The organism is Rhodococcus sp. R1101, from assembly GCF_000278445.1.
GTDB classification, from domain to species: domain Bacteria; phylum Actinomycetota; class Actinomycetes; order Mycobacteriales; family Mycobacteriaceae; genus Rhodococcus; species Rhodococcus gordoniae.
In genome coordinates this window covers 1-289 of the sequence record NZ_AJVB01000984.1, presented here as the reverse complement: position 1 = coordinate 289, position 289 = coordinate 1, and the positions used below count along the sequence as shown (strand labels likewise).

Annotated in this window: 1 protein-coding gene; it reads right to left on the bottom strand. The window is 71.3% G+C overall.

Features of this window, described 5'->3' with window-relative positions; translation table 11 throughout:
* Positions 1–289 (bottom strand): protein kinase domain-containing protein (locus R1101_RS29180; protein WP_037225556.1); only part of this gene is annotated, 289 nt, incomplete at both ends.

The window sequence follows — 289 nt, the reverse complement described above, 5'->3', positions numbered from 1 at the left end:
GCGGCGCACACGTCGTCGGGGATGCCCTCGTCGCGCAGATCGGGGATCGGTTCGGAGGTGATGCGGACGAACTGTGCGACGACCCTCTCGCCCTCCTTCCGCTCGAAGGCCGCATGCCCGGTGATCGCGGCGAACAGCGTCGCGGCGAGTCCGTACACATCGGCCGCGGGTGTCGGTGCCCGGCCGCGCAACACCTCGGGTGCGGTGAACGCCGGGGAGCCGGTGATCTCCCCGGCCGTGGTACGGAAACCGTCGCCGATGCGCGCGATGCCGAAGTCGGTGAGCTGCG